This window comes from Pseudooceanicola sp. (genome assembly GCF_041987405.1).
GTDB lineage: Bacteria > Pseudomonadota > Alphaproteobacteria > Rhodobacterales > Rhodobacteraceae > Pseudooceanicola.
Genome location: NZ_JBHIWR010000002.1, coordinates 29328 through 55863 on the forward strand (window position 1 = coordinate 29328; position 26536 = coordinate 55863).

At 66.1% G+C, this 26536-nt stretch carries 26 protein-coding genes; 7 read left to right on the forward strand and 19 right to left on the reverse strand.

Annotation, left to right across the window (positions count from 1 at the left end):
- The first annotated feature begins 16 nt into the window (after window positions 1-16).
- The 3 genes from sfsA to ACFC2Y_RS04870 all read left to right on the forward strand — a co-directional run bounded on the left by sfsA (window position 17) and on the right by ACFC2Y_RS04870 (window position 2662).
- Window positions 17-718: a DNA/RNA nuclease SfsA gene (gene sfsA / locus ACFC2Y_RS04860; protein WP_375174378.1), complete on the forward strand. Its 702-nt coding sequence runs from the start codon at window positions 17-19 to the stop codon at window positions 716-718.
- A gap of 150 nt (window positions 719-868) precedes the next feature.
- Window positions 869-1675 carry a type I methionyl aminopeptidase gene (map, locus tag ACFC2Y_RS04865; RefSeq protein WP_375174377.1) on the forward strand — a complete coding sequence of 269 codons (807 nt, stop codon included), beginning with the start codon at window positions 869-871 and terminating at the stop codon, window positions 1673-1675.
- A gap of 234 nt (window positions 1676-1909) precedes the next feature.
- Window positions 1910-2662: an SDR family oxidoreductase gene (locus ACFC2Y_RS04870; protein WP_375174376.1), complete on the forward strand. Its 753-nt coding sequence runs from the start codon at window positions 1910-1912 to the stop codon at window positions 2660-2662.
- 99 nt (window positions 2663-2761) lie between these two features.
- Here ACFC2Y_RS04870 and pcaF read toward each other — a convergent pair whose 3' ends face one another.
- Entirely contained in the window at window positions 2762-3955 is a 1194-nt protein-coding gene (gene pcaF / locus ACFC2Y_RS04875; protein ID WP_375174375.1) for a 3-oxoadipyl-CoA thiolase, read from the reverse strand.
- A gap of 143 nt (window positions 3956-4098) precedes the next feature.
- On the opposite strand from pcaF, the gene ACFC2Y_RS04880 reads away from it, so the two are divergent.
- Window positions 4099-4440 carry a DUF2794 domain-containing protein gene (locus tag ACFC2Y_RS04880; RefSeq protein WP_375174374.1) on the forward strand — a complete coding sequence of 114 codons (342 nt, stop codon included), beginning with the start codon at window positions 4099-4101 and terminating at the stop codon, window positions 4438-4440.
- A 1-nt stretch (window position 4441) separates the two neighbouring features.
- Here the strand turns inward: ACFC2Y_RS04880 and ACFC2Y_RS04885 are convergent, their stop codons facing one another.
- The 3 genes from ACFC2Y_RS04885 to ACFC2Y_RS04895 all read right to left on the reverse strand — a co-directional run bounded on the left by ACFC2Y_RS04885 (window position 4442) and on the right by ACFC2Y_RS04895 (window position 7153).
- A complete protein-coding gene (locus tag ACFC2Y_RS04885) occupies window positions 4442-5326 on the reverse strand; it encodes an NlpC/P60 family protein (protein WP_375174373.1) in 885 nt (294 codons plus the stop codon).
- Window positions 5323-6705 carry a M17 family metallopeptidase gene (locus ACFC2Y_RS04890; protein ID WP_375174372.1) on the reverse strand — a complete coding sequence of 461 codons (1383 nt, stop codon included), beginning with the start codon at window positions 6703-6705 and terminating at the stop codon, window positions 5323-5325. The genes ACFC2Y_RS04885 and ACFC2Y_RS04890 overlap by 4 nt, the downstream gene beginning before the upstream one ends.
- Window positions 6706-6772: 67 nt before the next feature.
- Window positions 6773-7153 (reverse strand): hypothetical protein, encoded by a 381-nt coding sequence (locus ACFC2Y_RS04895; protein WP_375174371.1) that lies wholly within the window; start codon window positions 7151-7153, stop codon window positions 6773-6775.
- Between the two features lie 179 nt (window positions 7154-7332).
- Here ACFC2Y_RS04895 and ACFC2Y_RS04900 point away from each other — a divergent pair, with 179 nt between their 5' ends.
- Window positions 7333-7983, forward strand: coding sequence for a carbonic anhydrase (locus ACFC2Y_RS04900; protein WP_375174370.1), 651 nt, complete (start codon window positions 7333-7335; stop codon window positions 7981-7983).
- A 100-nt stretch (window positions 7984-8083) separates the two neighbouring features.
- Here the strand turns inward: ACFC2Y_RS04900 and ACFC2Y_RS04905 are convergent, their stop codons facing one another.
- Window positions 8084-9706: a mucoidy inhibitor MuiA family protein gene (locus ACFC2Y_RS04905; protein WP_375174369.1), complete on the reverse strand. Its 1623-nt coding sequence runs from the start codon at window positions 9704-9706 to the stop codon at window positions 8084-8086.
- Window positions 9707-9889: 183 nt separating this feature from the next.
- Between ACFC2Y_RS04905 and ACFC2Y_RS04910 the strand changes: the two genes are divergently transcribed.
- Window positions 9890-11398, forward strand: coding sequence for a DUF5818 domain-containing protein (locus ACFC2Y_RS04910; RefSeq protein WP_375174368.1), 1509 nt, complete (start codon window positions 9890-9892; stop codon window positions 11396-11398).
- A gap of 248 nt (window positions 11399-11646) precedes the next feature.
- On the opposite strand, the gene ACFC2Y_RS04915 is transcribed toward ACFC2Y_RS04910, so the two are convergent.
- From ACFC2Y_RS04915 to ACFC2Y_RS04955, 9 genes are all read right to left on the reverse strand, one after another.
- Window positions 11647-12669 (reverse strand): aspartate-semialdehyde dehydrogenase, encoded by a 1023-nt coding sequence (locus ACFC2Y_RS04915; protein ID WP_375174367.1) that lies wholly within the window; start codon window positions 12667-12669, stop codon window positions 11647-11649.
- Between the two features lie 105 nt (window positions 12670-12774).
- Window positions 12775-13953: an MFS transporter gene (locus tag ACFC2Y_RS04920; protein WP_375174366.1), complete on the reverse strand. Its 1179-nt coding sequence runs from the start codon at window positions 13951-13953 to the stop codon at window positions 12775-12777.
- A 15-nt stretch (window positions 13954-13968) separates the two neighbouring features.
- On the reverse strand, window positions 13969-14709 hold the full coding sequence (locus tag ACFC2Y_RS04925) for an SDR family oxidoreductase (RefSeq protein ID WP_375174365.1): 741 nt from the start codon (window positions 14707-14709) through the stop codon (window positions 13969-13971).
- A 144-nt stretch (window positions 14710-14853) separates the two neighbouring features.
- Window positions 14854-16305 carry an aldehyde dehydrogenase family protein gene (locus ACFC2Y_RS04930; RefSeq protein ID WP_375174364.1) on the reverse strand — a complete coding sequence of 484 codons (1452 nt, stop codon included), beginning with the start codon at window positions 16303-16305 and terminating at the stop codon, window positions 14854-14856.
- An 11-nt stretch (window positions 16306-16316) separates the two neighbouring features.
- The gene (locus ACFC2Y_RS04935; protein ID WP_375174363.1) at window positions 16317-17903 is read right to left on the reverse strand and encodes an ABC transporter ATP-binding protein; all 1587 of its coding nucleotides are present in this window, start codon (window positions 17901-17903) and stop codon (window positions 16317-16319) included.
- The gene (locus ACFC2Y_RS04940; protein ID WP_375174430.1) at window positions 17900-18760 is read right to left on the reverse strand and encodes an ABC transporter permease; all 861 of its coding nucleotides are present in this window, start codon (window positions 18758-18760) and stop codon (window positions 17900-17902) included. The genes ACFC2Y_RS04935 and ACFC2Y_RS04940 overlap by 4 nt, the downstream gene beginning before the upstream one ends.
- Before the next feature lie 17 nt (window positions 18761-18777).
- Window positions 18778-19725, reverse strand: a complete 948-nt coding sequence (locus ACFC2Y_RS04945; protein ID WP_375174362.1) for an ABC transporter permease — start codon at window positions 19723-19725, stop codon at window positions 18778-18780.
- Between the two features lie 134 nt (window positions 19726-19859).
- Window positions 19860-21344, reverse strand: coding sequence for an ABC transporter substrate-binding protein (locus tag ACFC2Y_RS04950; RefSeq protein ID WP_375174361.1), 1485 nt, complete (start codon window positions 21342-21344; stop codon window positions 19860-19862).
- 27 nt (window positions 21345-21371) lie between these two features.
- Window positions 21372-22679: an acetylornithine deacetylase/succinyl-diaminopimelate desuccinylase family protein gene (locus ACFC2Y_RS04955; RefSeq protein WP_375174360.1), complete on the reverse strand. Its 1308-nt coding sequence runs from the start codon at window positions 22677-22679 to the stop codon at window positions 21372-21374.
- Between the two features lie 60 nt (window positions 22680-22739).
- Here ACFC2Y_RS04955 and ACFC2Y_RS04960 point away from each other — a divergent pair, with 60 nt between their 5' ends.
- Window positions 22740-23285, forward strand: a complete 546-nt coding sequence (locus ACFC2Y_RS04960) for a LuxR C-terminal-related transcriptional regulator (protein WP_375174359.1) — start codon at window positions 22740-22742, stop codon at window positions 23283-23285.
- A gap of 3 nt (window positions 23286-23288) precedes the next feature.
- On the opposite strand, the gene rpe is transcribed toward ACFC2Y_RS04960, so the two are convergent.
- The 5 genes from rpe to ACFC2Y_RS04985 all read right to left on the reverse strand — a co-directional run bounded on the left by rpe (window position 23289) and on the right by ACFC2Y_RS04985 (window position 26536).
- A complete protein-coding gene (gene rpe, locus ACFC2Y_RS04965) occupies window positions 23289-23975 on the reverse strand; it encodes a ribulose-phosphate 3-epimerase (RefSeq protein ID WP_375174358.1) in 687 nt (228 codons plus the stop codon).
- Window positions 23976-24047: 72 nt separating this feature from the next.
- Window positions 24048-24989: a class 1 fructose-bisphosphatase gene (locus ACFC2Y_RS04970; protein WP_375174357.1), complete on the reverse strand. Its 942-nt coding sequence runs from the start codon at window positions 24987-24989 to the stop codon at window positions 24048-24050.
- 135 nt (window positions 24990-25124) lie between these two features.
- Window positions 25125-25544, reverse strand: a complete 420-nt coding sequence (locus ACFC2Y_RS04975) for an FMN-binding negative transcriptional regulator (protein WP_375174356.1) — start codon at window positions 25542-25544, stop codon at window positions 25125-25127.
- 23 nt (window positions 25545-25567) lie between these two features.
- Window positions 25568-25753: a hypothetical protein gene (locus tag ACFC2Y_RS04980; RefSeq protein WP_375186412.1), complete on the reverse strand. Its 186-nt coding sequence runs from the start codon at window positions 25751-25753 to the stop codon at window positions 25568-25570.
- An 18-nt stretch (window positions 25754-25771) separates the two neighbouring features.
- Complete coding sequence (locus tag ACFC2Y_RS04985; RefSeq protein ID WP_375174354.1) at window positions 25772-26536, reverse strand: SDR family NAD(P)-dependent oxidoreductase; 765 nt, start codon at window positions 26534-26536, stop codon at window positions 25772-25774.

Consider the following 26536-nt stretch of genomic DNA (forward strand, 5'->3'; position numbering starts at 1 on the left):
GGTATAGGCCCGCCCCATGCGCTTTCCCACCCCCCTTGTTCCGGCCCGGCTGATCCGCCGCTACAAACGCTTCCTTGCGGATATCCGGCTGGAGGACGGCACCGAGATCACGGCCCATTGCGCCAACCCCGGTTCGATGATGGGGCTGGCCGAGCCGGGCATGAAGATCTGGGTGGAACCCAATGACGACCCGAAGAAGAAGCTGAAATTCGGCTGGCGACTGGTCGATCACGAAAACGGGGATTTCACCTGCGTCGACACCTCCGTCGCCAACCGCGCACTGAAGGAGGCGCTGCTGGCCGGTCAGGTCGCGGGGTTCGACAGCTATCCGCAGGTCCTGCCGGAACAGAAGTACGGCGAGAAGAGCCGCGTCGATTTCCTGCTCCGCGCGCCGGGGCGGCCGGATTTCTACGTCGAGGTGAAATCCGTCACCCTCTCGCGCCAACCCGGCCTGGCGGAGTTCCCTGACAGCCGAACCGCCCGTGGCGCGCGACATATGGAGGAGCTGGCCAGCATGGCCCGCGCCGGCCACCGCGCCATGGTGCTGTACCTCGTGCAGCGGACGGATGCCACACGGGTCACGCTGGCTGCGGATATCGACCCGGCCTATGCAGCGGCGGTCGCGGCAGCACAGGCGGCGGGGGTGGAGATCAGGGCCATCGGCGCGGCGATCACACCGGAGGGGATCGGGATCGGACAGGATCTGCCTGTCATCTGAGATGCGCGGAACCGGGCCACGACGTCAGGGCCGGATTGACCGCTGCCCGCACGCCCCTGTCACAAACCGATCCCCCACGACACCCCGCCTCCGTTGTACCTCCCCCGGAATCGCCCTATCTAAGGCCTGAAACCATGCAAGGGGCTCATATTGGACGACAAAGGCCAGATCACGCGCGACGGTATCCGCATCTATCAGGAGGCGGATTTCGACGGCATGCGCGCCGCCGGTCGTCTGGCCGCGCAGATCCTCGACGAGATTGCCGACCATGTCTTTCCCGGACAGACCACCGGAGAGATCGACCGCCTGATCGAGGAGAAGGTGACCGCCGCCGGCGCCACCTCCGCCACCATAGGCTACAAGGGGTACCAGCACGCCTCCTGCATCTCGATCAACCATGTGGTCTGCCACGGCATCCCCGGCGACAAGAAGCTGAAGGATGGCGACATCCTGAACATCGACGTCACCGTGATCGTCGATGGCTGGTATGGCGACACGAGCCGGATGTATGTGGCCGGGAAGCTGTCGCGCAAGGCCGAGCGGCTGGTCGAGGTGACCCATGATGCCCTGATGAAGGGGATCGAGGCGGTGAAGCCCGGCAATACCTTCGGCGACATCGGCTATGCGATCCAGACCTATGTCGAGGCCAACCGCATGTCCGTGGTGCGCGATTTCTGCGGTCACGGGCTGGGCCGGGTCTTCCACGCCCCGCCGAACGTCCTGCACTACGGCCGCCCCGGATCGGGCCCGACGCTGGAGGAAGGCATGTTCTTCACCATCGAACCGATGGTGAACCTGGGCCGTCCGGAAACCAAGGTGCTGGCCGACGACTGGACCGCCGTCACCCGGGACAAGTCCCTGTCGGCGCAGTTTGAACATTCCGTCGGCGTGACTGGGGACGGGGTGGATATTTTCACCCTCTCGCCTGCGGGCAAATTCCACCCGACCTACGGCTGATCCCGACCGCGAAGGGGGTTTTGCCCCCGCCGCTGCGCGGCGCCCCCAAGATATTTTTTGGCAAAAAGAAAGGGGCTGCCCTGTGGTCCCCGGGGCGATTTGAGCAAGAAGACGTGGCGATTTCTCCGGTTCCTGCGGTTTTGACGTGCCGCCATGGCCAAGCGCAGGATCCGGGTCGCCCGACGACAGTGGCGCGTGGTCCAACCCCTCCCGTAGCAACAACGGGAGCACACCATGCGATTTGAAAACAGAACCATCCTGATCACCGGCGCCTCGTCGGGCATCGGCGCGGCCACGGCGACGTTGCTGGCCGAAGAAGGGGCCAACCTGATCCTGACCGCACGCGGTGACGACAGGTTGCAGGCTTTTGCCCACTCCCTGGCCGAGACGGGCACCAAAGTGCTGGCCCGCGCCGGCGGTGTCACCGACGCCGCGCATATGCAGGGGCTGGTCGACCGGGGCGAAAGCATGTTCGGCAAGCTCGACGCCGCCTTCAACAACGCCGGCGCCCTCGGCAATGGCACGCCGGTCATCGACACCCCGCGCGCGGACTGGGACGAGGTGATCGACGTCAACCTCACCGCCGCCTTCATCGCCGCGCAGACCCAGGTCCCGGCGCTGAAGCGGGCCGGACGGGGATCCCTGCTGTTCACCGGCTCTTTTGTCGGGCCGGAACTGGGCATCCCCGGCATGGGCGCCTATGCCGCCGCCAAGGCGGGGCTCACCGGGTTGGTCAGGGCCCTGGCGGTGGAACACGGTGCCGAGGGGCTGCGTGTCAACGCCCTGCTACCCGGCGGGACAAAAACGCCCATGGCCGGGGATGATCCGTCCTTCCGCGACTGGGCGGCACAGCTGCATGCCTTGAAGCGCCTGGCCGAACCGGAGGAGATCGCCAGCGTCGCCGCCTTCCTACTGTCGGACGAGGCCAGCTTTGTGACCGGGACGGCGATGCTGGCGGATGGTGGGAATTCCGTCTGCAAGACCTGACCGCAGACCGCCGCGCCCCGGCCTAGCGCCGGGGCCTTTAGCCCATCAGTCTTTGGCGTCAATGGGTCCCGGCGCGAGGCCGGGACTTGGCTGCCGCGATCACACCGCTTCGAGCATCAGGGCAATGCCCTGACCGACGCCGATGCACATGGTGCAGATCGCGCGCTTCGCCCCCATGTGGCCCATGGAGATCCCTGCCGTCAGCGCCAGACGCGCGCCCGACATGCCCAGGGGATGGCCGAGGGCAATGGCACCGCCGTTCGGGTTCACGTGATCCGCGTCATCCGGCAGGCCCAGCTGACGGGTCACGGCGAGGCCCTGAGCCGCGAAGGCTTCGTTCAGTTCGATCAGGTCGATGTCGCCGATGGAATATCCGGTCATCGCCAGCAGCTTTTCCGTCGCTGGCGCCGGGCCGATCCCCATGATGCGCGGCGGCACGCCGGCGGTCGCCATGGCGGTGATCCGGGCGCGCGGGGTCAGCCCGTATTTCTTCACCGCCGCCTCGGAGGCGACGATCACCGCGCAGGCACCATCATTGACACCGGAGGCATTGCCCGCCGTGACCGAGCCGCCCTCGCGGAAGGGGGCGGGCAGGGCGCCCAGTTTTTCCATCGAGGTCGCGCGGGGGTGTTCGTCGGTGTCCACCACCTTCGGATCGCCCTTGCGCTGCGGGATCACCACCGGGGCGATTTCCTCCGCCAGCCGTCCACTAGCAATCGCCGCCGCCGCCCGTTCCTGCGACCGCAGGGCGAAGGCATCCTGATCCTCGCGGCCGACCTGGAACTGTTCGGCCACGTTCTCGGCCGTCTCGGGCATGGAATCGGTGCCGAAATGCTTGTGCATCGCCCGGTTCACAAAGCGCCAGCCGATGGTGGTGTCGTAGATCTCCGCCTTGCGGGAAAAGGCGCTGTCGGCCTTGGGCATGACCAGCGGCGCGCGGGACATCGACTCGACCCCACCCGCGATCAGCACCTCCATCTCGCCTGCCTTCACGGCACGGGCCGCCGTGCCCACGGCGTCGAGGCCGGAGCCGCAGAGACGGTTAATCGTCGCGCCCGGCACGTCCTCTCCCAGCCCGGCCAGCAGGGCGGACATGCGTGCGACGTTGCGGTTGTCCTCCCCCGCCTGGTTGGCGCAGCCCATGTAGACATCGTCGATCCTGACGCCCGGGTTCCGCTCCATCAGCGCCTTCATCACCCCGGCCAGCATGTCGTCCGGGCGGACCGTCGCCAGCCCCCCGCCATAACGCCCGATCGGCGTGCGCAGGCCATCGCAGAGATAAGCTTCGGTCATTGGTCATCCTCCCGGGTAAATTTCGCCCGCAACCTGAGTGAAACCGACCGCGGGGTCAAGTTAAATGGAATTCCGTTCCGCATGGCGGACAGCAGCCCATCAAGACGCTTGATTTCGGATAAGATCCGATCAACTCTGCCGTCATGACGGTCCACAGCCCGACGCCCTTCCCCGGCCCATACTCAGAACGCATCGCGTTCCACAGGACGGAACTGTCGGTGATCCTGTCGCTATATGGCCGGATGGTCGCGGCGGGCGAATGGCGGGACTACGGGATATCCACCCTGTCGGACCGCGCGGTCTTTTCCGTCTTTCGCCGCACAGCCGAAAACCCACTCTACCGGATCGAGAAATGCCCCAAGCTGCGGCTGAAGCAGGGGATGTATTCGGTTGTCGGGATGGACGGGCAGATCCTGAAACGCGGGCAGGACCTGAAGACCGTCCTGCGCGTGCTGGAGCGCAAGCTGATCCGCGCCGTGGAGTGACCTACACCACCCGTCGCCGCACCGTCACCGGCCCCTCGGCGGCTTCGATCCGGGCAAGCGCCGCCGCCATGTCCTCGTAAGCGACCATCATGTCGCGGGCATTAGCATGCAGGATGCGCCCGTCACCCACAACGAGGGCGACATGCCCTTTCCAGAAGATCAGGTCGCCGCGCCGCAGGTCGGCGTCCTCCGCCAGCGCCTCTCCCAGCTTCGCCGCCTGCTGGTCGCTGTCGCCGGGGCAGGCAATCCCGCAGGCCAGACAGGCCGCCTGAACGAGGCCCGAGCAGTCGATCCCCCAGCCACTGTTGCCACCCCAGAGGTAGGGCACGCCCAGATAGCGCTCCGCCTCCGCCACGAGGTCGCTCGCGCCGCCCAGGGGCGCAAGGGTGGGCATCGGCACATAGACCGCCCCGCCCTTCATGTCCGGATCGGTCGGGGGCAGATCGACCTCGGCCCAGTCGCAGTGATCGCGGTGCGTCGTGAAGACCTTGACAAGCGCGCCAATCGGCAGCCGCTCCGGGTCATAGCCGCATTTCAGGCGCGGTTCGCTCATCCAGTAGCTGGGAGAGATCACACGATGCGTGGGTCTGAACGACCGCTCGCTCAGCGCCTCTGCGGCGACATAGCCGACATAGCCGTCCCGCGCAGCCCAGCCAAAGGCCAGCCCGCCCTGGATGTCCAGAACCTCGAAGGCTTCGCCAAAGGCCAGTTCCCGCTCTCTCGGCCCGAAGGGGGAGGCCTTGCCGATGATCGGCGTGACCGGCACGGCGACGCTGTGCCGTGCGCTTTCGGCAAAGCGCCGCGCCTCGACCCGGCCCCGGAGGGAGAGATGCGCCACCTCCCCGTTGGAGCGCAGGACGCGGCGGTCGGTCGGTGCCCCTTTCACAGCCCGAGCACCTCGGGCAGCGCCTCCAGCACCGCGCGGGCGCCCTGACCGACACCGCCCTTGGGTCGCCCCGGGGCGCTGGCGGGTTGCCAGCCGTAGATGTCGAAATGGGTATAGCGCGCGCCTTCGCCCGCAAACCGCCGCAGGAATAGCGCGGCGGTGATGGACCCGGCAAAGCCGCCCTTGGGCGCATTGTCCAGATCGGCGATCCCCGGCTCGATCATCGACTCGTAGGGCTGATGGAAGGGCAGGCGCCAGACCGGGTCGGCGACCCGGGCCCCGGCCTGTGCAATCGCGGCGGCGACAGCGTCGTCATCCGTGAAATAGGGGGCGATGTCCGGTCCGACCGCCACCCGCGCCGCGCCGGTCAGAGTCGCCATGGAGAGCATCAGGTCCGGCCCATCCTCCGCCCCGAGGGCCAGTGCATCCGCCAGCACCAGCCGCCCCTCGGCATCGGTGTTATTGATCTCCACCGTCAGCCCGTTGCGCGCGGTCAGGATGTCCTGCGGGCGGAAGGCGGAGCCGGAAATCGCGTTCTCCACCGCCGGGATTAGAACGCGCAGCCGCACCGGCAGGCCAAGCGCCATGATCATTCGCGCCAGGCCCAGGACCGTTGCCGCCCCGCCCATGTCCTTCTTCATCAGGCCCATGGAGGCACCGGGCTTGATGTTCAGCCCGCCAGTGTCGAAACAGACCCCCTTGCCGACCAGCGTCAGCTTGGGTCCCGTCTCGCCCCAGGTAAAGTCGATCAGTCGCGGCGCCCGATCAGAGGCGCGCCCGACCGCGTGGATCATCGGGAAGTTCTGCTCCAGCAGCGCCTCGCCCCGGATCACGTCGAAGACCGCGCCGAACTCCGTTGCCAGCCCCCGCGCCGCGTCTTCCAGCTCCTCCGGGCCCATGTCGCTGGCCGGTGTGTTGATCAGATCGCGGGTCAGCGCCTCGCCCGCCGCGATGGCCTCCAGCCGGGCGGCATCCACGCCCTCGGGCGCGACCAGCCGCGCTCTGGCTCCGGAGGTTTTTGCATAGCGGTCAAAGACATATCCGGAGAGTAACCACCCCAGTGCCTCCTCCTCCACCGCGACGGCGGAGAGGTCGCCCGCAAGCCGATAACACCCCTCGGGCAGCTTTGCCGCTGCGGCGGCCAGCCCGAACCGGCCCCGCGCCCGCTTGGCCGCACTGCCATAGCCCGCCAGCGCCATCATGGGCGCGCCATTGGCGTCGGGCACCAGCAGCACCTCGCCCAGAGCGGCCTTGAAACCGGCGGCGGCGATCCAGGTGGCCACCGTGCCCTCCTGCGCCGCGATCCAGCCCTCCAGCTGGTCGGCGGCGATCACATGCAGGGGCAGCGCGTCAGAATTGGTCGAGAAAGTCAGGGGCATCGGCATCTCCGCTGGATAGTCGGGCGAAGCCTAGTCCGATGGCCCGGCACCGCAAGCGGTTTCCGGGTCAGAGATGCATGCCCTGCAGATCCCAGATTTCACTCAGCGAGCGTTCGCCGGTCCGCAGCAGCCGCGAGAGCGTCGCCGCCAGGGCGACCGGGTCATGGGCGTCGATGCAATAGATCACATCCCCCGCCACCCGGCACAGCGTGTCCATCCCGATCTGTTCCGCAATCCCGGTCAGCGACCGCGCCGCCTTGCGCATCTCCGCGCGGCGATCCTGCCGGTACAGCCGTTCCACCAGTGACAGCCGTATCGCCAGTTCTTCCATGGCGCGGCAGACGACATCCTCCGCCTCCACATCGCCAAGCTGATCGTACAGCGATTGCAGCCGATCCGGATCGAGGAGCACGTCCTCCTCTTGCGCCAGAACCCTTACATGATCCACGTCACTCACCCCTCGTTTCAAGCCCCACGCAGGTCTTTATGGGGGCGATCCCTTCCCAAAACCTTTCGTCGCCGGGGAAATCTCTGCAGAATTCGGATCAAATCCGCTTCAACAGCGCGTTTCACGCGCTATATACGCCGGAACCGCCTTGCGGTCCGCAGATGACGAAAGGATGCCTCATGACGACTGCCAAGCCCCTTCCCGCCTATCTGGTCCAACGGTTCCACGGCTGGCGCGCCACGACTTTCAGCGACAACAAGTCCTGGTACAAACGCCTGGCCGACGAAGGGCAGCGCCCCCGCGCCATGATCATCTCCTGCTGCGACAGCCGCGTGCATGTCACCGCCATCTTCGGCGCGGATCAGGGGGAATTCTTCATCCACCGCAACATCGCCAACCTCGTCCCGCCCTATGAGCCGGATGGCAATCAGCACGGCACCTCGGCCGCCATCGAATATGCGGTCACCGCACTCAAGGTCGCCCATGTGGTCATTGTCGGCCATTCCAACTGCGGCGGCGTCAAGGGATGCCTCGACATGTGTTCGGGCCATGCCCCGGAACTGGAGGAGAAATCCAGCTTCGTCGGCCGCTGGATGGACCTGCTGCGCCCCGGGTACGAACGGGTCAAGGATATCGCCGACCCGGTGGAACAGGCCCGCGCGCTGGAGAAACAGGCGATCCTCGTCTCGCTCGACAACCTGATGACCTTTCCCTTCGTGAAAGAGGCAGTGGAAAAGGGCGACCTGTCGCTGCATGGCCTGTGGAATGACATCGGCGAAGGCGGGCTGGAGCAATACGTGCCCTCCAAGGACGCCTTCGAGGTGATCTGACGCCGCCTGTCCGGGTCACGACGCACGAAAGAGGGGGCAGACATTTGCCCCCTTTGTCATGTCACACGGGCGCTTGCGCCCCCGTGGGCCGCCCTCCCGGTCAGCGCAGGACCTTGCCGTCGGGCCAACGAATGCGGTGGTTCAGTTCTACCCGCTGGTCCGAGGTCGGCGGCATGTCGAACCGCCATTCCAGAACCCCGCGCCGATCCTCCACGTTGGTTTCGGTCGGCACCGGCTGCGCATCCCAGGAGATCTCCAGATCCTCCTGTTCGGAATAGGGCACACGGTCGCGCAGCCGCACCTCCCATGCGCGGGCGGTCAGGTTGCGCAGGGTGATCTCCACCTCTTCGTTCTGTTCGTTCCGGCGGGTGATCACGCCCCGGTCGCCCTCCTGCCGGTCCTTGACGACGCGGTCCAGCCGCAGCCCCTCGATCGGGCCGAAGGAGAGCTCGGTCTTGTCACCGCTGGCGATCAGATCCAGGTGGCGCTGTCCGACATAGGTCCCGTCCAGATAGAACTGGGCCGAACCGCCGCCGAGGATCAGCTCGCCGGAATCATTGGTAAATTCGGCGGCGAGATAGGCGGTCGCATCCGCCAACGGCACCGCGCGGGCAAAGATCTGCGGGGTGAAGTCCAGCGTGCCGAGCGCGATTTTTACCGCGTCGGCCCCGTTGGCCACACTCACCGGATCGGGATAGCGATAGGTCACCGACAGCCCGTTGAAGTCGGAGGTCGCGACGACCGATTCCATCGCCGGAGCGGGGGCGGCCGCATCCTCCGCCTTGCCCATGCTGCGCGTTAGTTGCAGCGGCTCGGGCCGTTGCGGGTCGATATAGTGCCGCAGCCAGGGCCAGACCTCGCCCGGTTCGCCCTGCCCGGTCGGCTGGACCGTCGACAGGGTCAGCGACACCCCGCGCCAGTCCTCGCCGGTCTGCTGTTGCACATAGGCGCCGTTCTCCATCGTCAGGCTCTGCGTCCCTTCGGTCACCAGCCGGACATCATAGGTCGGCGTCCAGGAGGCCTGGGCGACCGTATAGGTCAGAACCATCCGCCCCGCCGCGCCGCCATCCGACATTACGTCGATTGCCAGATAGGCGCGATCCTTGTCCCCGGTGGAGAGTGCCTTGAGCGCCTGCTGCGCCCGGGTCAGCTCCTCCTGCGCCTCCTCGGTGGCGCGCATCGCCTCGCGGATGCGCGTCTCGGCGGCGCGGGCCTCGCGGCGGGCGTCCAGCCCCTCTTCACCGATCATCTGCGACAGTTCACGCAGCTTGTCGGTCGAGACCTGGGCCAGCCCGTCAGACTGCCCGATCCCGTCCAGGAAAGCGACGCGCGCCTGGGCGGTCTCCACCTCGATCTGGATCGCGGCGACGGCATCGCGGGCCAGTTCCACCGCCCGTTCCTTTTCCTCCACCAGCGCCTCTGCCGCCTCGAAGGCGGCGGTCTGCTGTTCCGTCCGGGGCGGGACGAAATCGCTGCGATACCGCACCGCGCCGACGGTCAGCCCCGGCGCATTCAGCCGCAGGCTGCCCGGGTCGATCCGGGGCATGTCCGCCAGGATGATCTGGTGGCGCCCGGCGGGCAGATCGAACTCCGCCACCCGTGTCAGCGTCGCACCCTGGGGAAAGACCGTGGCCTCCGCCACCCGGCTGGGAACCGAGAATTCGTCGGCCCAGAGGGCGGTTGGAATGGCCAGGACAGTCATAGTCAGAAGAAAGGAACGCATGGTGACCTCGTTGTCGTGCACTTGAGTGACTTTGTCGTGCAATCCGGCCTCAACGCCAAGTGACAAACGCGTTTACGGAATTCACATACGGTTTTCCGCGTGTGCGCCACCTATGCCGGCTGGAACATTCCGCCTCAGACGCCTGTTGATCCCCGTGTCACCAACAATGACGGGAGACCACACATGCCACGACCACACGCTCTCAAACGGCATTTGGGCCTGGGCCTTGCGACCCTTGTCGCGACGGCGGGCCTTGCCACGGCGGCTTCGGCGCAATCGCGATGTGGCCAGAGTTATACCATCGAGCCCGGCGATACCCTGTACCGCGTTTCACAACAGTGTCGGGTCTCGCTCGCCCGGATCATGGACCTCAACCCCTCGCTCGGCAATCCGCGCGACATTTCCGTCGGCACGCGCCTTCAACTGGTGGCTGGCGGGTCCGACACCGCACCGACCCGCGATCAGGGGAACCGTTACCGCATCGAACCGGGCGACACGCTTGCCGATGTGGCCGGACGATTTGGCGTGTCCCTGATCGAACTTCTTCAGGAAAACGAGGATGTTGATCCCTTCGCGCTGGCGGTCGGCGAATTGCTGGACATTCCCGGCGACGGTCCCGCCTCCACCATCGACCTCAACCCCCAAAGCGGCACGCCGGGAAGCCTGCTCACCGTGACGGCCCGCAATCTCCGACCATCCGACTACGTCACGCTTGGCGTTGGTCCGCGTGCCTCCGAATGGAATGCCATCCGCGAAGCGCAGGTGAACGCACAGGGTGACCTGCGGACGGAGCTGCGCGTGCCCGACTGGGCCGAGGCTGGCGATGACCTGATCTTCGTTGTCGATACCGACAGGGGTCTGACGCTGAAATCCGACGTTTTCCAGGTCACGCGATCGGACCCTGCACAGCGCAACGTCTCGCTGGAGGGCCGGGTGCGCGAGGGCGCCGAATGCCCGGTGCTGCAGACCCGCGACGGCGACCGTTACGCCCTCACCTCGTCCCGCGTCGGTATCACCCCGGGCGAATATGTCCGCATCGAAGGCCGCCGCGCCGACATGGCGTTTTGCATGAACGGCATCGACACGGTCCGCGTCTCCGAGATCGAGGAAATCGCCCCGCCCCGCGACGGCAACGACGGCCGCATGCAGATCGAGGGGCGCGTGCGCAGCGGTGTCGAGTGCCCGATGCTCGTCACGCCAGACGGCGACCGCTATGCGCTGGCCTCTGACCGCAACCTCACGCCGGGCGAATACGTGGAGGTCAGTGGAACCCGGGCCGAGATGTCCTTCTGCCAGCAGGGCCAGGCGACGATTTCCGTCGAGCGCATCCGCGAGGTGGCACCTCCGGCACGTGATCGGGACCCCGATCGCGCGGGCGGCATCCGTCTGGACGCGGCCTACCTGGCCGGACCGTGGACGGCCAAGGGCGGCAACTGTGCCCGGCCCGACTTTGACGTCACGCGCACCGGGTCAAGCGGCCTCGTGATCGAAACGTCCCTGAACGGGGCGCCCCGCACGGGATACGTCGCGCTAGGCGACGATCCGGCCTTCATCTTCGACCAGCCCCGGAGAGAGTTTCCATTGGAAAGCCGCGGACCCGACGGCGTGGCGGTGATGGCCCCGGATGGAGAGCCGATCAACCTCGGCGGCCGCGTGATCCGCGGTGACGGGAGGGTGTTCATCCAGTGCTAGGTCAGTGTTTTCCTGAAGGTGATCGCAGCCACTGGCGGTTGCGATCACTGGCACGGCGGGCCCCTTCGTGCCGCGCTGCTGATCAGGGGAGCCTCGCCTGACCCCGGGGCTCCGCCCGTTCGGCCGTCGATTGATCCACTGGATCAATCGCCGCTTTGCGGACCGCCGCTCAACCCCTGGGCTCCGCCCGTTCGCGGCTTGAAAGGTCCACTGGACCTTTCACCGGCGCGGATGCGCCGGACCGCCGCTCACCCCTTCTTCAGCACCCGCTTGCCCAGGGTTTCGGCGATCTGAACCGCGTTCAGCGCCGCGCCCTTGCGAAGGTTGTCCGACACGACCCAGATGTTCAGGCCGTTGTCGATCGTGCTGTCCTGGCGGATGCGCGAGATGAAGGTCGCATAATCGCCCACGCATTCGATCGGGGTGACGTAGCCGCCGTCCTCGCGCTTGTCGATCACCATGCAGCCCGGGGCCTCGCGCAGGATGTCGCGGGCCTCGTCCTCGTCGAGGTAGTCCTCGAATTCCACGTTCACCGCTTCGGAATGGCCGACAAAGACCGGCACGCGCACGCAGGTTGCCGTGACCTTGATCGAGGGGTCGATGATCTTCTTCGTCTCCGCGACCATCTTCCACTCTTCCTTGGTGGAGCCGTCTTCCATGAAGACGTCGATATGCGGGATCACGTTGAAGGCGATCTGCTTGGGATAAACCTTGGGCTCATACTCATCCGTCGGATTGTAGATCGCCTTGGTCTGGTCCCAGAGCTCATCGATCGCCTCTTTGCCCGAGCCCGACACGGACTGGTAGGTCGAGACGACCACGCGCTTGATCTTCGCCCGGTCGTGCAGCGGCTTCAGCGCCACGACCATCTGCGCGGTCGAACAGTTCGGGTTGGCGATGATGTTCTTCTTGGCGTAGCCATCGACCGCCTCGGGGTTGCACTCCGGCACCACCAGCGGGACGTCCGGGTCGTAGCGGTAAAGCGAGGAGTTGTCGATCACGACACAGCCCGCCTTGGCTGCCTTGGGCGCATATTCCTTGGTCGGGCCGGAGCCGACGGCAAAGAGCGCGATGTCCCAGCCGGTGAAATCGAAGGTGTCCAGGTCCTGGGTCTTGAGTGTCTTCTCGCCAAAGCTGACCTCCGTGCCGAGCGACCGGCGCGAGGCCAGCACTGCGATCTCGTCCACCGGGAACTGGCGTTCCGCGAGGATGTTCAGCATTTCGCGGCCCACATTGCCCGTGGCACCCGCGACGACGACTCGATAGCCCATCTGGAAAACTCCTTTCACCTAGGGTCGGCGGCGTATAACGCAGCCACGCTCCGGTGCAAAGCGTAATGCGATGATGCCTCATATCAAGGCGAGGCATGGCCGGGCTCAGTCGGTCCGGTCCCTGATGAAGAGGTACGCCACCAGCCCCGCTGCCAGCGCCGCCGCGTAGTAGAGGAAGATCGGCGCGAAGGCTTCTTGCGGCTGCGTGGCCGCGGCGGTGGAGCGCTCAAAGATCGCCCCGGTGAGGATCTGCGCCACCCCGGCCCCGCCGATCCCGCAGAGGTTAACCATCGTCACCCCCCGCCCGACCAGATGCGGCGGCAGGAAGGCCCGGCCATGCGCGATGATCACCGCGTAATTCGAGGTGACAAAGGCGATGCCGACCATCACCGCCAGCGCGGCGGCCAGCGTCGCCGGGGGCATGATCGCCAGCCACAGCAGCAGAACGACACCGGTGGTCGCCGCCCCCACGTTCAGCCATTTCCGCGTTCCCAGAAACCGATCCGCCGGTCCATAGGTGAGCGTGCCGAGGATCATGGCCAGCCCGATGGCCAGGGTGTAGTTCCCGATGTCCCGCGTATCCGCCGCAAAGACCTGCGCGAAATAGGGCCCGGACCAGAGCGCGCGGATCCCGGCCACCGGCGCATAGCTTACCAGCATGAAGGGCAGCACCAGCCAGAACCCCGGAATGCGGAACAGCGCGCCCAGCCCGCCCGCCGGGGCATCCGTCACCTGCGGCGGGTCCAGGATCACCCGGCCAAGCGCCAGCGCCATCGCGATGCAGGCCACCGCCAGCACCAGCATGGTGGACCGCCAGCCAAAGGCCTCCACCGCCAGCGCCAGCGGCAGGGAACCCGCGAGGTTGCCCAATTGGCCGATGCCGACGATCAGCGAGGCAAAGGTCGCGAACATCGCCGCCGGGTAGACCCGCGCCAGGATGTAGTAGGAGGCCATCAGCACCGGCGCGCAGCCGACCCCGACCAGCCCCATGCCGACCACGATATGCCAGGGCGCCTGTGCAAAGGCAAAAAGCAGCGCCCCGCCCCCGCCGCCGAGGCCCAGCAAAACCGCCGCCGTGCGCCGTGGCCCCAGACGGTCCAGCGCCCAGCCAACCGGCAGCTGCATTGCCGCGAAGGTCAGGAACCAGACCCCGGCCGCATTCGACAGATCGGCGGCCGTCGCCCCGATGTCCTGCTCCAGCACGCCGGTCAGGACCGGCAGGAAGGACCGGAAGAATTGCGACAGCACATAGGCCGCAATCAGCAGGACGAAATCGAAACGCATGTCGGCCCGGTCAGATCAGATGCAGCGGCCACCGTCGACCAGCATGCAGACCCCGGTCACCATCGCCGCCTCGTCCGAGGCGAGGTAGAGCGAGGCGTTGGCGATATCCTGCGGGGTCGACAGCCGCCCAATGGGGATGGTCGACAGGAATTTCGCCCGCATCTCCGGCGTGTCCTCACCCATGAAGGTCGGCAGCAAGGGGGTCTCACCCGCCACGGGGTTCACCGCGTTCACACGGATGCCATGCGGCGCCAGTTCAACCGCCATGGTCCGCGTCGCCGTATTCACCCAGCCCTTGGAGGCATTGTACCAGTTGAGGTTCGGACGGGGGCTTACCCCGGCGGTCGAGGAGATCTGGACGAAACACCCCGACTTGCGCGCCTTCATCGCGGGCACCAGCGCCTTGGCCGTGAGGTAGATCGAGCGGACGTTGACGTTCAGCACGCGGTCGAACTCCTCCTCCGTCACCTCTTCCAACGGTTTCGGCAGATGCGACACGCCCGCGTTGTTCACCATAATATCGACCTGGCCCCAGGCCTCGGTCGCCTTGGCCACCATGGCGTTGATGCTGTCGGTCTTCGACACGTCGACTTGGCAGCCTATCCCGCCGACGTCCTTGGCCACCGTCTCGGCCAGGTCGCCCTGGATATCGGCCACCATGACCCGCGCGCCCTCTTCGACGAAGCGCCGCACGATACCCTCGCCAAAGCCCTGCGCGCCGCCGGTGACGATGGCGGTTTTCCCCTCAAGTCTCATATTGTCCTCCAAATAGCCCCGCCGGACGATCAACTGACCGACCGGTAATTACAAGCCACGTCCGATCATGCATTTTTGTCACCGCGCTTGCGATGAGCCCGACATGAAGCACCGTAGGATGGGTGCTCCGCACCCATCCCCCCGTCACCCATGATAGGCCGCCACCGTCTTCAGCGTGGTAAACCCATACAGCGCCTCAAACCCCTTTTCGCGGCCGTGCCCGGACTTGCCGATGCCGCCGAAGGGCAGTTCGACCCCGCCCCCGGCGCCGTAGTTGTTCAGAAAGACCTGACCCGCCCGGATCGCGCGGGCCAGCCGCAATTGTCGCGCGCCGTCGCGGGTCCAGACCCCGGCCACCAGCCCGTAGTCGGTGCCATTGGCGATCGCCACCGCCTCCGCCTCGTCATCGAAGGGGATCATCACCTGCACCGGGCCGAAGATCTCGTCGCGCGCCAGCGTGTGGTCCTGCGCCACCCCGGCATAAAGCGTCGGCGCGATGTAATAGCCGCCCCCCGGCAGATCGCCCAGAGACGCCTGCCCTGCGACCTCCAGATCAGCGCCCTGCCCGAGGAAGTCTTCGACCAGCCCCTTCTGCTTGGCCGAAATCACCGGCCCCACGTCCAGATCGTCAATCGCCCGCCCGACGCGCAGCGCGGCATAGCGCGCCGCCATCGCCTCGCGCACCCGGTCATAGACCCCGCGCTGCACCAGAATGCGGGAGGAAGCCGAACAGGTCTGCCCGCAGTTCTGAATGCCCGCGTTCACCAGGAACGGCAGGGCGGCCTCAATATCCGCATCGTCAAAGACCACCTGGGGCGACTTGCCGCCCAGCTCCAACGTCACCGGCACGACATTCTCGGACGCCGCGCGCTGCACCATCCGCCCGGTCGCCACCGACCCGGTGAAGGAGATGTGGTGCACCCCGGGATGCGCGGTCAGTGCCGCCCCGGCCTCCGCACCAAGCCCCGGCACGACGTTCAGCGCGCCCGCAGGCAGCCCCGCCTGCCGTGCCAGATCGGCAAAGGCCAGCGCTGTCAGGCAGGCATCTTCGGCCGGTTTCAGCACACAAGCGTTACCGGTCGCCAGCGCCGCCCCGACCGACCGCCCGATGATCTGCATCGGATAGTTCCAGGGCACGATATGGCCGGTGACGCCATGCGCCTCGCGCAGGGTGTAGACGGTGTAGCCGTCGAGATAGGGGATCGTCTGCCCGTGCAGCTTGTCCGCCGCGCCGCCGTAGAATTCCAGGTAGCGCGCCAGCGCCACGGCATCGGCCCGCGCCTGTTTCAGCGGCTTGCCCACGTCCGCGGCTTCGATCCGGGCCAGCGCCTCGACCTTCTCCAGGACCATGCGGCCCAGACGCGACAGGATGCGCCCGCGTTCCGCCGCCGCTATCCTGCCCCAGTCCCCCTGCGAGGCCCGCGTCGCGGCCTCGACCGCCGCGTCGATGTCCGACGCCCCGCCGCGCGCGATGGCGCCGATCTCCGCCCCAGTCGAGGGGTCATGCAAAGGCAGTGTGCCGCCCCCCGCAGGTGCGACCCATTCCCCTCCGATCAGGCATTGCGCTGGATCGAACCACAGATCTTGCAGGCTCATTATCATCTCCCTCAGGCTAATTCCGGCAGGTCCGGCGCGGCGGCGATCAGCTCGCGCGTGTAGGGGTGCTGCGGATTGGTGAACACCTGCTCCGTCGCGCCCTGTTCCACGATCTCGCCGGATTTCATCACGAGGCAGCGGTCGGTGATCACCCGCACGACAGACAGGTCGTGGGAAATGAACAGGTAGCTCAGCCCGAACTCCGCACCCAGATCGGCCAGTAAGTCGAGGATCTGCGCCCGCACCTGCACGTCCAGCGCCGAGACCGCCTCATCCAGCAGGATAAGCTCCGGCTTGATGATCAGCGCCCGGGCAATCGCGATCCGCTGTCGCTGACCGCCGGAAAACTCGTGGATATACTTGTACTTGTCCGCCGCCCCCAGCCCGACGGAAACCAGCGCCTCGTCAATCGCGCGGTCCCGCTCTGCCCCCGTAGGCGGGCTGTCCAGCAGGTGGAAAGGTTCGCAGATCAGACGGTCCACCCGGTGGCGCGGATTGAAGGAACCGTAGGGATCCTGGAACACCACCTGCATCCGCCGCCGCACATCGCGGTTCGGCCGGTGACCGGTAAAGACTGGCTCGCCATCCAGCAGGATCTCTCCGCCCTGCACCTCCTCCAGCCCCAGGATCGCGCGGGTCAGGGTGGATTTCCCGCAGCCCGACTCGCCCACAAGGCCCAGGCTCTCGCCCGTTTTCAGGTCAAAGGACACGCCCTTGACCGCATCGACCGTGCCGGGTTTTCCGAACAGCGTCTTGCGCGGCAGCACATAGGTCCGACGCACATCGCGGACGCGCAGTAGGGGCGTCTCCTCCGTGTGGACCGATCGGTCTGGTGCATGGGTCGAGGCCGCCAGAAGGGAGATCGAATAGGGGTGCTGCAACGCGCCGAAAATCGCCGGACAGGCCCCGCGTTCCACCACCACGCCGTTCTGCATGATGACGATCTCATCCGCCATGTCCGACACCACGGCCAGGTCGTGCGAGATCATGAGCATCCCCATGCCGTCCTCTCGCACCAGCCGCTTGAGCAGGTCGAGGATCTGCGCCTGAGTGGTCACGTCCAGCGCCGTCGTCGGCTCATCCGCGATCAGCAGCGCGGGCCGCAACGCGATGGCCATGGCGATCACCACCCGCTGACGCTGCCCGCCGGAAAGCTCATGCGGATAGCGGGTCAGCGGAAAGCGGTCCTCTGGCAACTCCACCCGGTTCAGCGCATCGCGCGCCCGCGCCAGCGCCTCGGCCCGGCTGACCTTTTCATGGATCAGGATCGTCTCTGCCACCTGATCGCCGATGGTGCGGATCGGGTTCAGCGCCGTCATCGGCTCCTGAAACACCATGCCGACCTCGTTGCCGCGCAGGGCGCACAGCTCTGCCTCGGGAAGAGATAGCATGTCGTGGCCCGACAGCTCCACCACGCCCTTGGCCCGCGCGCCGTCGGGCAGTAGCTGCATCACCGCAAAGGCCGTCATCGACTTGCCCGAGCCGCTTTCGCCGATCACCCCGACGATCTGTCCGGGGTCCACAGACAGCGACACGTCCCGCAGGATCGCGTGCCGCCCGATGTCCAGCGTCAGCCCCTCGATCCGCAGCAGGCTCATGACCGCCCCCGGAGTTTCGGGTCGAAGAGGTCGCGCAGCCCGTCGCCCATCAGGTTCAGCCCCAGCACCGTGAGCAGGATGGCAAGCCCCGGGAACAGCGCCATATGCGGCGCGAAGGAGATCATCGTCTGGCTTTCTGCCAGCATCCGGCCCCAGGAGGGCGTGGGCGGCTGCACACCAAGGCCCACATAGCTCAGCCCCGCCTCGGCCAGGATGCCAAGCGAGAACTGGATCGTCCCCTGCACGATCAGCAGGTTGGTGACATTGGGCAGGATATGTTCGACTGAAATCCGCGCCGCCCCCTTGCCCGCAACCCGCGCCGCCAGGATGTAATCCCGCTGCCACAGCGTCAGCGCGCCGGACCGGGTGAGCCGGGCGAAGACGGGGATGTTGAAGATGCCGATGGCGATGATCGCATTCAGCGCCGAAGGCCCGAAGATCGCCGTGATCAGGATTGCGATGATCAGCGAGGGGAAGGCAAAGACGAGGTCATTGCCCCGCATGATCACCTCGTCCAGCAGCGTGCCCTTGCGCGCCGCCGCCCAGAGGCCGAGCGGCACCCCGAAAAGCAACCCGATCCCGACGGCGACAAAGGCCACGGCGATGGACACCCGCGCGCCCACCATGATCATCGAGAGAATGTCCCGCCCGAAATGATCTGTTCCCAAGGGGTTGCGCCAGGACGGCGACTTGATCCGGTTGGCGATATCCATCCCGGTCACGTCAAACGGCGTCCAGGCAAAGCTGATCAGCGCCGCCAGAGCAAATGTCAGAGTCAGCAGCAGCCCGATCACCAGGTTGCGCGACCGCAGCGCCCGCCCCCAGAGCCGAACCGGCGCGCCCTGCGGCGGCAGCATATCCGTGCGCGGGTCTGTCATCGCCGGTGCCTCAGCCGGGGGTCGACCAGCGCATAGGCGATCTCGACCATGAAGTTCACAAGGACAACGGCAAAGACCAGCAGCATCACCACCGACTCCACCACGATCAGGTCACGGGCAGAGATTGACTGAAAGATCAGCCGCCCGAGGCCGGGCAGAAAGAAGACGTTCTCGATGATGATCCCCCCCGCCAGCAGGAAGGAGAACTGCAGCCCGATGATCGTCAGCACCGGGATCAGCGCATTGCGCAGCGCATGCCGCCAGAGCGCCTGTCGGCGCGACAGGCCCTTGGCGTGCGCCGTTCGCACGAAATCCTCGGACAATGTGTCCAGCAGGGCGGAGCGCATGACCCGCGCCAGGATCGAAGCCTGCGGCAGGGCCAGCGCGATGGCCGGCAGGGTCAGCGCCTTGACCGAAATCCAGAACCCTTCGTCCCAGCCCGGGAAACCCCCGGCGGAGAACCAGCGCAGATTCACTGCAAAGACCACCACCATCAACATGGCGAACCAGAAGTTCGGGATGGCCACGCCAAGCTGCGTCACCCCCATTACCCCCACATCCACCGCCGATCCCCGGCGCGACGCCGCCCAGATCCCCGCCGGAAAGGCGATCACGGTCGAAAGCGTCAGCGCATAGATCGCCAGCGGCAGGGAGATCCACAGCCGGTCCGCCACCATCTCCGACACCGGGGTCCGGTAGGTGTAGGAGGTGCCGAAATCGCCGGTCAGCATGCCGCCGACCCACCCCAGATACCGCTCCCACAGGGTGCCGTTCAGGCCCAGTTGTTCGCGCAAGGCGGCCAGCGTGTCCTCCTGCGCATTGGTGCCCAGCATGAAGGCCGCCGGATCGCCCGGTAGAATCTCGATCACCAGAAAGATGACGACCGACGCCACGGCGAGGCTGAGCGCGAGGGAGAGGAGGCGTGTCAGGGTATAGCGCAGCATGGCGGTTCAGTCTTAAGCCATGACCATCGGGGAAAGGCCCCGATCTGCAAGGTCACACTGCCACGCGGCGGGGCCCGCCGGATGGCAAAGCGGTCCGCCGGACAGGACAGGGTCGGTATCCGGCGGACGCAGTTTCATTCGGACCAGGACACCCCGGTCATGTCCGACGCCTGGGTCGGAGCATTGATCCAGAGCCCTTCCAGCCCGGTCTTGGCCACCGTGTGCAGCGGCAGCTGAAACAGGTAGCCGTTCACGTAGTCCTCAGCGATGGTCTGCTGCGCGGTCTTCAGCATCTCCGACCGTTTGTCCGGATCGCTTTCGACGCTGAAATCGGCCATCAGAGCCTGAAACTCCGGATTGTCATACTGGAAGTAGTAATCCGGCCGCGCATAGATGTTGATATCCAGCGGCTCCGTATGGCTGATGATCGTGAAGCCATAGTCATGAGCCCCCCGGAACGTCGTCTCAAGCCACTGGGCCCATTCAACATTCTCGATCTGCGCCTCGATCCCGACCTGGCGAAGCTGGGCCGCCACGATCTCGCCCCCGCGGCGCGCGTAGGATGGCGGCGGCAGGGTCATCTTGAGCTGCAGCGGCAGGGACACCCCGGCCTCTTCCAGCAGCATCTTGGACTTTTCGGGGTCGTAGGCCGACAGCTCGGTCAGATCGACATAGTCGGGATGGTGCGGTGCGAAATGCGTGCCGATCGGCGTACCGTAGCCAAACATCGCCCCGTCGATGATCTCCTGACGGTTGATCGCATGGGCCACGGCCTGGCGCACCTTCACATTGTCCAGCGGCGGCATCTTGTTGTTCATCGCCAGGATCGTCTCGCCCTCGGTCGACCCGATCAGCACCTTGAAGCGCGGGTCGGCATCGAACTGCGGCAGGTTCTCCGGTGCGGGGAAGGCGCCGAACCCGTCCAGGTCCTCGGCCATCATCGCGTTGAAGGCCGCGGTCGGGTCGGAGATGAACTTGAACGTCACCGCATCAAGGATCGCGGGCGTTCCCCAGTATTCGGGGTTCTTCTTCAGCTCGATCTTGTCGCCCTGGGTCCAGTTGTCGAACATAAAGGCGCCGGTCCCGATCGGGGTGGTCTTGATGTTCTCGATGCTCTCCGGCGCGACGATTACCGCGTCACCCCAGGCCATGTTGAACAGGAAATTCCCGTCCGGGTTCTTCAGCGTCACGGTCACCGTTGTCGGGTCGGTTGCCTCGACGTTCTCGATCCCGGCAAAAAGCGCCTTCTGCGCATTGGTGCTGTCCTCCGCCCGCGCCCGGTCGAGCGAGAATTTCACGTCCTCGCTGTCCATCGTCGTGCCGTCATGGAACTTCACGCCCTCGGCCAGTTTGAAGGTATAGGTGAGCCCGTCGTCGGAAATCTCCCAGCTCTGCGCCAGACCCGGCCCGACCGATCCGTCGGGACCAAAACGGGTCAGACCTTCGAACACGTTGGAATAAAGTACCGAATCGATGGCCCCCGCAGCGGCGGAGGTCGGGTCCAGATGCGGCGGCTCCAGCTGGAGGCCGAAGACGATATCCGTCCGTTCGGCCAGCGCCATGGAGGCCGACAGCGCCAGCACGCTGGCGAGCCCTGCAGTCAAGGGTCTAAAAGTCATAGCAGTCTCCCTGTGCACCCCCTTTTTTCAGGGGTTTTGCGGTGGCCCGAGGAGTGACAGCAGACTGAGTGCCATCACCTGTGCAGAGGCCACCATGTCATCCACACCGACATATTCATCCGGTTTATGCGCAAGGTCCAGAATTCCGGGGCCATAGGCCACGCAATTTTTCAGCTTCCCGATCCTGTCTATGTGCTTTTGATCGTAGGTCCCGGGCGAAACGACATAGGCCGGGTCCTTTCCAAGGGTTTGCCGAATCGCCTCTGTCACCGTCGTGACCACCGGCGCATCCTTCTCGGTCATCGTCGGCAGCACCCGGTGCATTTCGCGGATCGAAAAGTCGAACCCCGCCCGCCCGGATTTCACCCGTTCCAGCACATCGCGGATCTCGGCCTGGACCTCGTCGATGTCCTCCTCGATCAGGAACCGGCGGTCGATCACCATGCGCGCGCTGTCCGGCACCACGGGCGAGGGCAGCCCGGTGGAGTCCCCCGGGATCTCCTCCTGCCCGCCATGCAGCGAATTGATGTTCAGCGTCGATTGCTTTGCCCCCTCGGGCACCACGGGCATATCGGTCCGTTTCTGCGCCAGCGCGGGGAAGAGCGTCTCCTCCATCTCGTGCAGCACGGCCCCCATGTGCCGCACCGCGCAATCGCCGAGGAAGGGCATGGAGCCATGGGCGATCTCGCCATGGGTCTCGATCTCGGCCCACCAGACACCGCGATGGCCCAGGCAGATGCGATCCACGTTCAAGGGTTCGGGGATGATCACGTGATCGACCTTGGCGTAGAACCCCTTCTCCGCCAGATAGGCCACACCGCCGAAGCCGCCGGATTCCTCATCCGCCGTGCCGCTGATCTCGATCGCGCCCTGCCAGTCCGGCACCACCGCCAGAAAGGCTTCCGCCGCGATGATGGAGGCCGCCAGCCCCCCCTTCATGTCACAGGCGCCGCGGCCATAGACCTTGCCGTCCTTCAGCTCGCCGCCGAAGGGGTCGGTCGTCCAGCCCCGGCCCACATCCACCACGTCGATGTGGGAATTGAAATGCACGCATTCGCCGGGCCGCGTGCCCTCACGCCGCGCCACGATGTTCCAGCGGGGATATCTGTCGCTGTCGCCCGGCGCGCCCTTGGCCCGGATCAGCTCTGTATGGAACCCGGATTTCAGCAGCCGGTAATCGAGGTAATCACAGATCTCGCGATAATTCTCGCCCGGCGGGTTCAGAGTCGGGATACGGATCAGGTCCTGCGTCAGCGCGATCAGATCGTCGCGGCGCTTTTCCACCTCGGCGGACAATGCCGCCTGCATGTCGGTCAGGTCTGGGGTCTCGGCCATGGTGACAGGATGCGCCCGACAGACTACGGTCTCAATACCGTAGTTTCACGGGATGCCCCGATGCAAGACCTCACCGCCCTCGCCTTCGACATGGCCCCCCTGGGCATCTGCCTGACCGAATCCCGCGTGATCCGTGCCTGCAACGCGACCTTTGCCGAGATGACGGGCCATGACCGCGCCACCCTGCCGGGGCAGAATTTCCGCATCTTCTACAACAGCGACCAGGCCTTCCGCGCGGTGCGCGACATCGGCCTCGACCCGCTGCGGGCGGGTCAGACCTTTTCCGATGAACGCCTGCTGCGCCACGCGACGGGTCGCAGCCTGCTGGTCCGGTTCCGCGCCCGCACCCTGACGCCGGATAATCCGCTGGCCCGACTGGTGATGACTTTCGCGCTGCTGCCCGAAGACACCGCCGACCGCCACCTCACCCCGCGCGAACGCACGGTGGTGGCGGGGTTGACCCGTGGCAGGACAAGCAAGGAAATCGCCCGCGACCTCGGCCTCTCGCCGCGCACGGTCGAAGATGTCCGCGCCCGGTTGCTGCGCCGCTTCGGCGCCCGCAATGCCGCCGAACTGCTGGCCCGCCTCTCCGGCCCGGCCTTCTGAGCGTCAGACCAGCGTGTCGCAGGCGGTCCGGATCGCCCGGATATTCTCGCCATAAGGCGCGGAATTGCTGACCGATCCGCCCTTGAAGACGGCAGACCCGGCCACCAGAACATCCGCCCCCGCCGCGCGCATCTCCGGCGCGGTTTTCGGGTCCATGCCGCCGTCGATCTCGATATGCACCGGCCGGTCGCCGATCATCGCCCGCAGTTCGCGCACCTTGGCGGTCATGTCGATATACTTCTGCCCGCCGAAGCCCGGGTTCACCGTCATGACGCAGACCAGATCGACCAGATCCAGCACCTCCGAAACGGCCGCCGCAGGCGTGCCGGGGTTCAGCGCCACACCGGGCTTCATTCCCGCCCCGCGGATCGCCTGCAGCGTCCGGTGGATATGCGGCCCCGCCTCGACATGCGCGGTCAGGATATCCGCCCCCGCATCGGCAAAGGCCTCAATGTAAGGATCAACCGGCGCGATCATCAGATGCACGTCCATCACAGTGCCCACATGCTTGCGGATCGCTTTCACCAGCGGCGGCCCGAAGGTGAGGTTCGGCACGAAATGCCCGTCCATCACGTCGACATGGATCCAGTCGGCGCCCTGCGCCTCGACGGCCTCGATCTCCGCCCCGAAGTTGGCGAAATCCGCTGCGAGGATCGAGGGTGCGATCTTGAGGTTCCTGTCAAAGCCCATTCGCGGCCTCCTTTCAGGGCAGGGGTCCGGCCCCTGCTTCATCTTGCCAAAAATACTCCCGCCGGAGGCGGATTACCCGTGCAGCTCGGCGATCCGGTCGACCTCTTCGGCCGATCCGAAGACAAAGGGCCGCCTCTCGTGCAGCGCCTCCGCCGTCAGCGACAGGATCGGGGCCACCCCATCCGTCGCCTTGCCCCCCGCCTGTTCCACGAGGAAGGCCATCGGCGCCACCTCATAGACCATGCGCAGCCGCCCGGCCTCATAACCCTTGCGCGCATCCGACGGGTACAGGAAGGTGCCGCCGCGCGTCAGGATCCGGTGCGTTTCCGCCACCAGCGACCCGACCCAACGGAAGTTCATGTTCTTCCCCTTGGCGCCATCCACGCCCTGTTCGCATTCCTCGACATAGGCCAGGACCGGGGGAAACCAGTGCCGCCGGTTCGAGGCATTGATCGAAAATTCCTTGGCCGCCACCGGCAGATCCATCTTCTCTTCCGCCAGAACGAAGGCCCCGGTGTCCGGGTCCAGCACGAACAGCATCGTTCCCGCGCCGAATGTCACCGCCAGCAGCGTCTGCGGCCCATAGGCAATGTAACCCGCCGCGATCTGGTCCGACGCCGGGCGCAGGAAGCTTGCCTCAGCGCTTTCCGCCGCCTCGAAGATCGAGAAGATCGTGCCGATGGTCACGTTCACGTCGATGTTCGACGAGCCGTCCAGCGGGTCCGTGGCCAGGGCAAACCTGCCGCCCTCATCCAGGGTCAGGACCGTCTCCTGCTCCTCCGAGGCGTAGTATTTCACGCCCGTACCTTCCAGCGCGGCCTCGAACATCTCGTCCGCCATGACATCCAGCGCCTTCTGCTGGTCCCCGTCGGAGTTTTCACCAACCCCGGCCCCGAGCGCCCCAGCCAGTGGCCCGCGCGCGATGACGCGCGACAGCTGCGCCCCGGTGGCGCACATCGCCTCGATCACGGGGCGGAGGTTGGCGGGAATATGGGCGGGATCAATGGCGGGCATGGGCGTCTCCGTCTGCGGTCGCAGCGGTTATGCCCCATTCCGCGACGCAGCGAAAGCGGAGAGAGGGGACCGGAGGGCTGTCTGCCCTCCGGACCTCCCGAAGATATTTTCGGCAAAAAGAAATCAGGGGGCCGGTCAGTCCGCGCGCGTCATCTCTGCATGAAGCGCCCGATCGCCCGGGTGCGTCGAGGCGTCGAGCGCCGCAACCACCCCCGCCCGGTCCTCCGGGCGGCTGTTCTGGCTGAGCTTTCGGATCCCGTCGAGCTGCGAAACCTCCAGACGGAAGCCGGTGATCGCGGTGACCAGACGGTCCGTGAACCCTTCCGGCGCGTCGGAGACCGCCCACGGCTGAGGTTGTTCCTGTTCGAGGTGGTCGGACAGCCGTGTCAGGTGATCGACCAGCTGGTCCGCCTCGCGAAAGGCCGTCAGTCGACCGGTGGCATGGACCGCGACATAGTTCCAGGTTGGTGCAACCCGGCCATGGCGCAGCTTGGAGGGGTAGAAACCGGCGCTGACATAGGCGTCGGGTCCGTTGAAGACGGCCAGTGCATCCACCGGCCCCTCCTGCAGCAGAGCATCTAGGGCGTTGGACCGCGCGACATGCCCTCGATGAGCAGCGGTGTGCCGGGGATGAGGATCATCGGCACATGCGCGACCACCGGCGCGCCGCCGGAGTTGGCGATGATCATGCCGAACCGCCGTCCTTCGATGAAAGCGCTTTTGTCTACGTCCGATGTCATCTCGAAGGGCGGGTAGTTATGCATTGATCCGGTCCTTCCGGCTCAGGCCAGCGACTGGCCCCCATCCGCGATGATCAGCTGGCCATTGACGTAGCCGGAGAGCGGCGAGGCGAGCCAGAGCGCGGTGCCCGCGATCTCCTCCACCGTGCCCATGCGCCGCAGGGGGTTGGCGTTGTTGATCCGCTCGATCCGCTCCGGGTTTTCCCAGAGGGCGCGGGCGAAGTCGGTCTTGATGAGACCCGGCCCGATCGCGTTGACGCGGATATTGCTGGGGCCCCATTCCAGCGCGAGCGCACGGGCAACGGCCGCATCCGCGGCCTTTGTCACGCCGTAGGCGCCAAGCGTGGTCGAGCCCTTGATCGCCGCAACGGAGGAGATGATGACGACGGAGCCGCCGCCGTTCTCGGCCATCTGCGGCAGCACCATCTTGCACATCGTGTTGATCGTGCGGACGTTGGTCACCAGCATCTTGTCGAAGACCGCATCGTCCAGGTCCTGCATCGGGCCGTAGACCGGGTTGATCGCCGCATTGGGCACCAGCACGTCGATACGGCCCCATTCGCGGATCGTCGTGTCGACGAGGTTCTGCAGGTCTTCGGTATTGCCGATGTGGCAAGGGACAACCAGCGCCTCCCCGCCCTTTTCACGGATCGCTTCGGCCACCGGTTCGCAGGCTTCGCGCTTGCGCGAGGAGACGACGACCTTGGCCCCGGCTTCGGCGAACATTTCGGCCATTGCACGTCCGATGCCGCGCGACGACCCGGTGATGAGGATAACCTTGTCCTTGAGGTTCAGCATGTCAGTCAT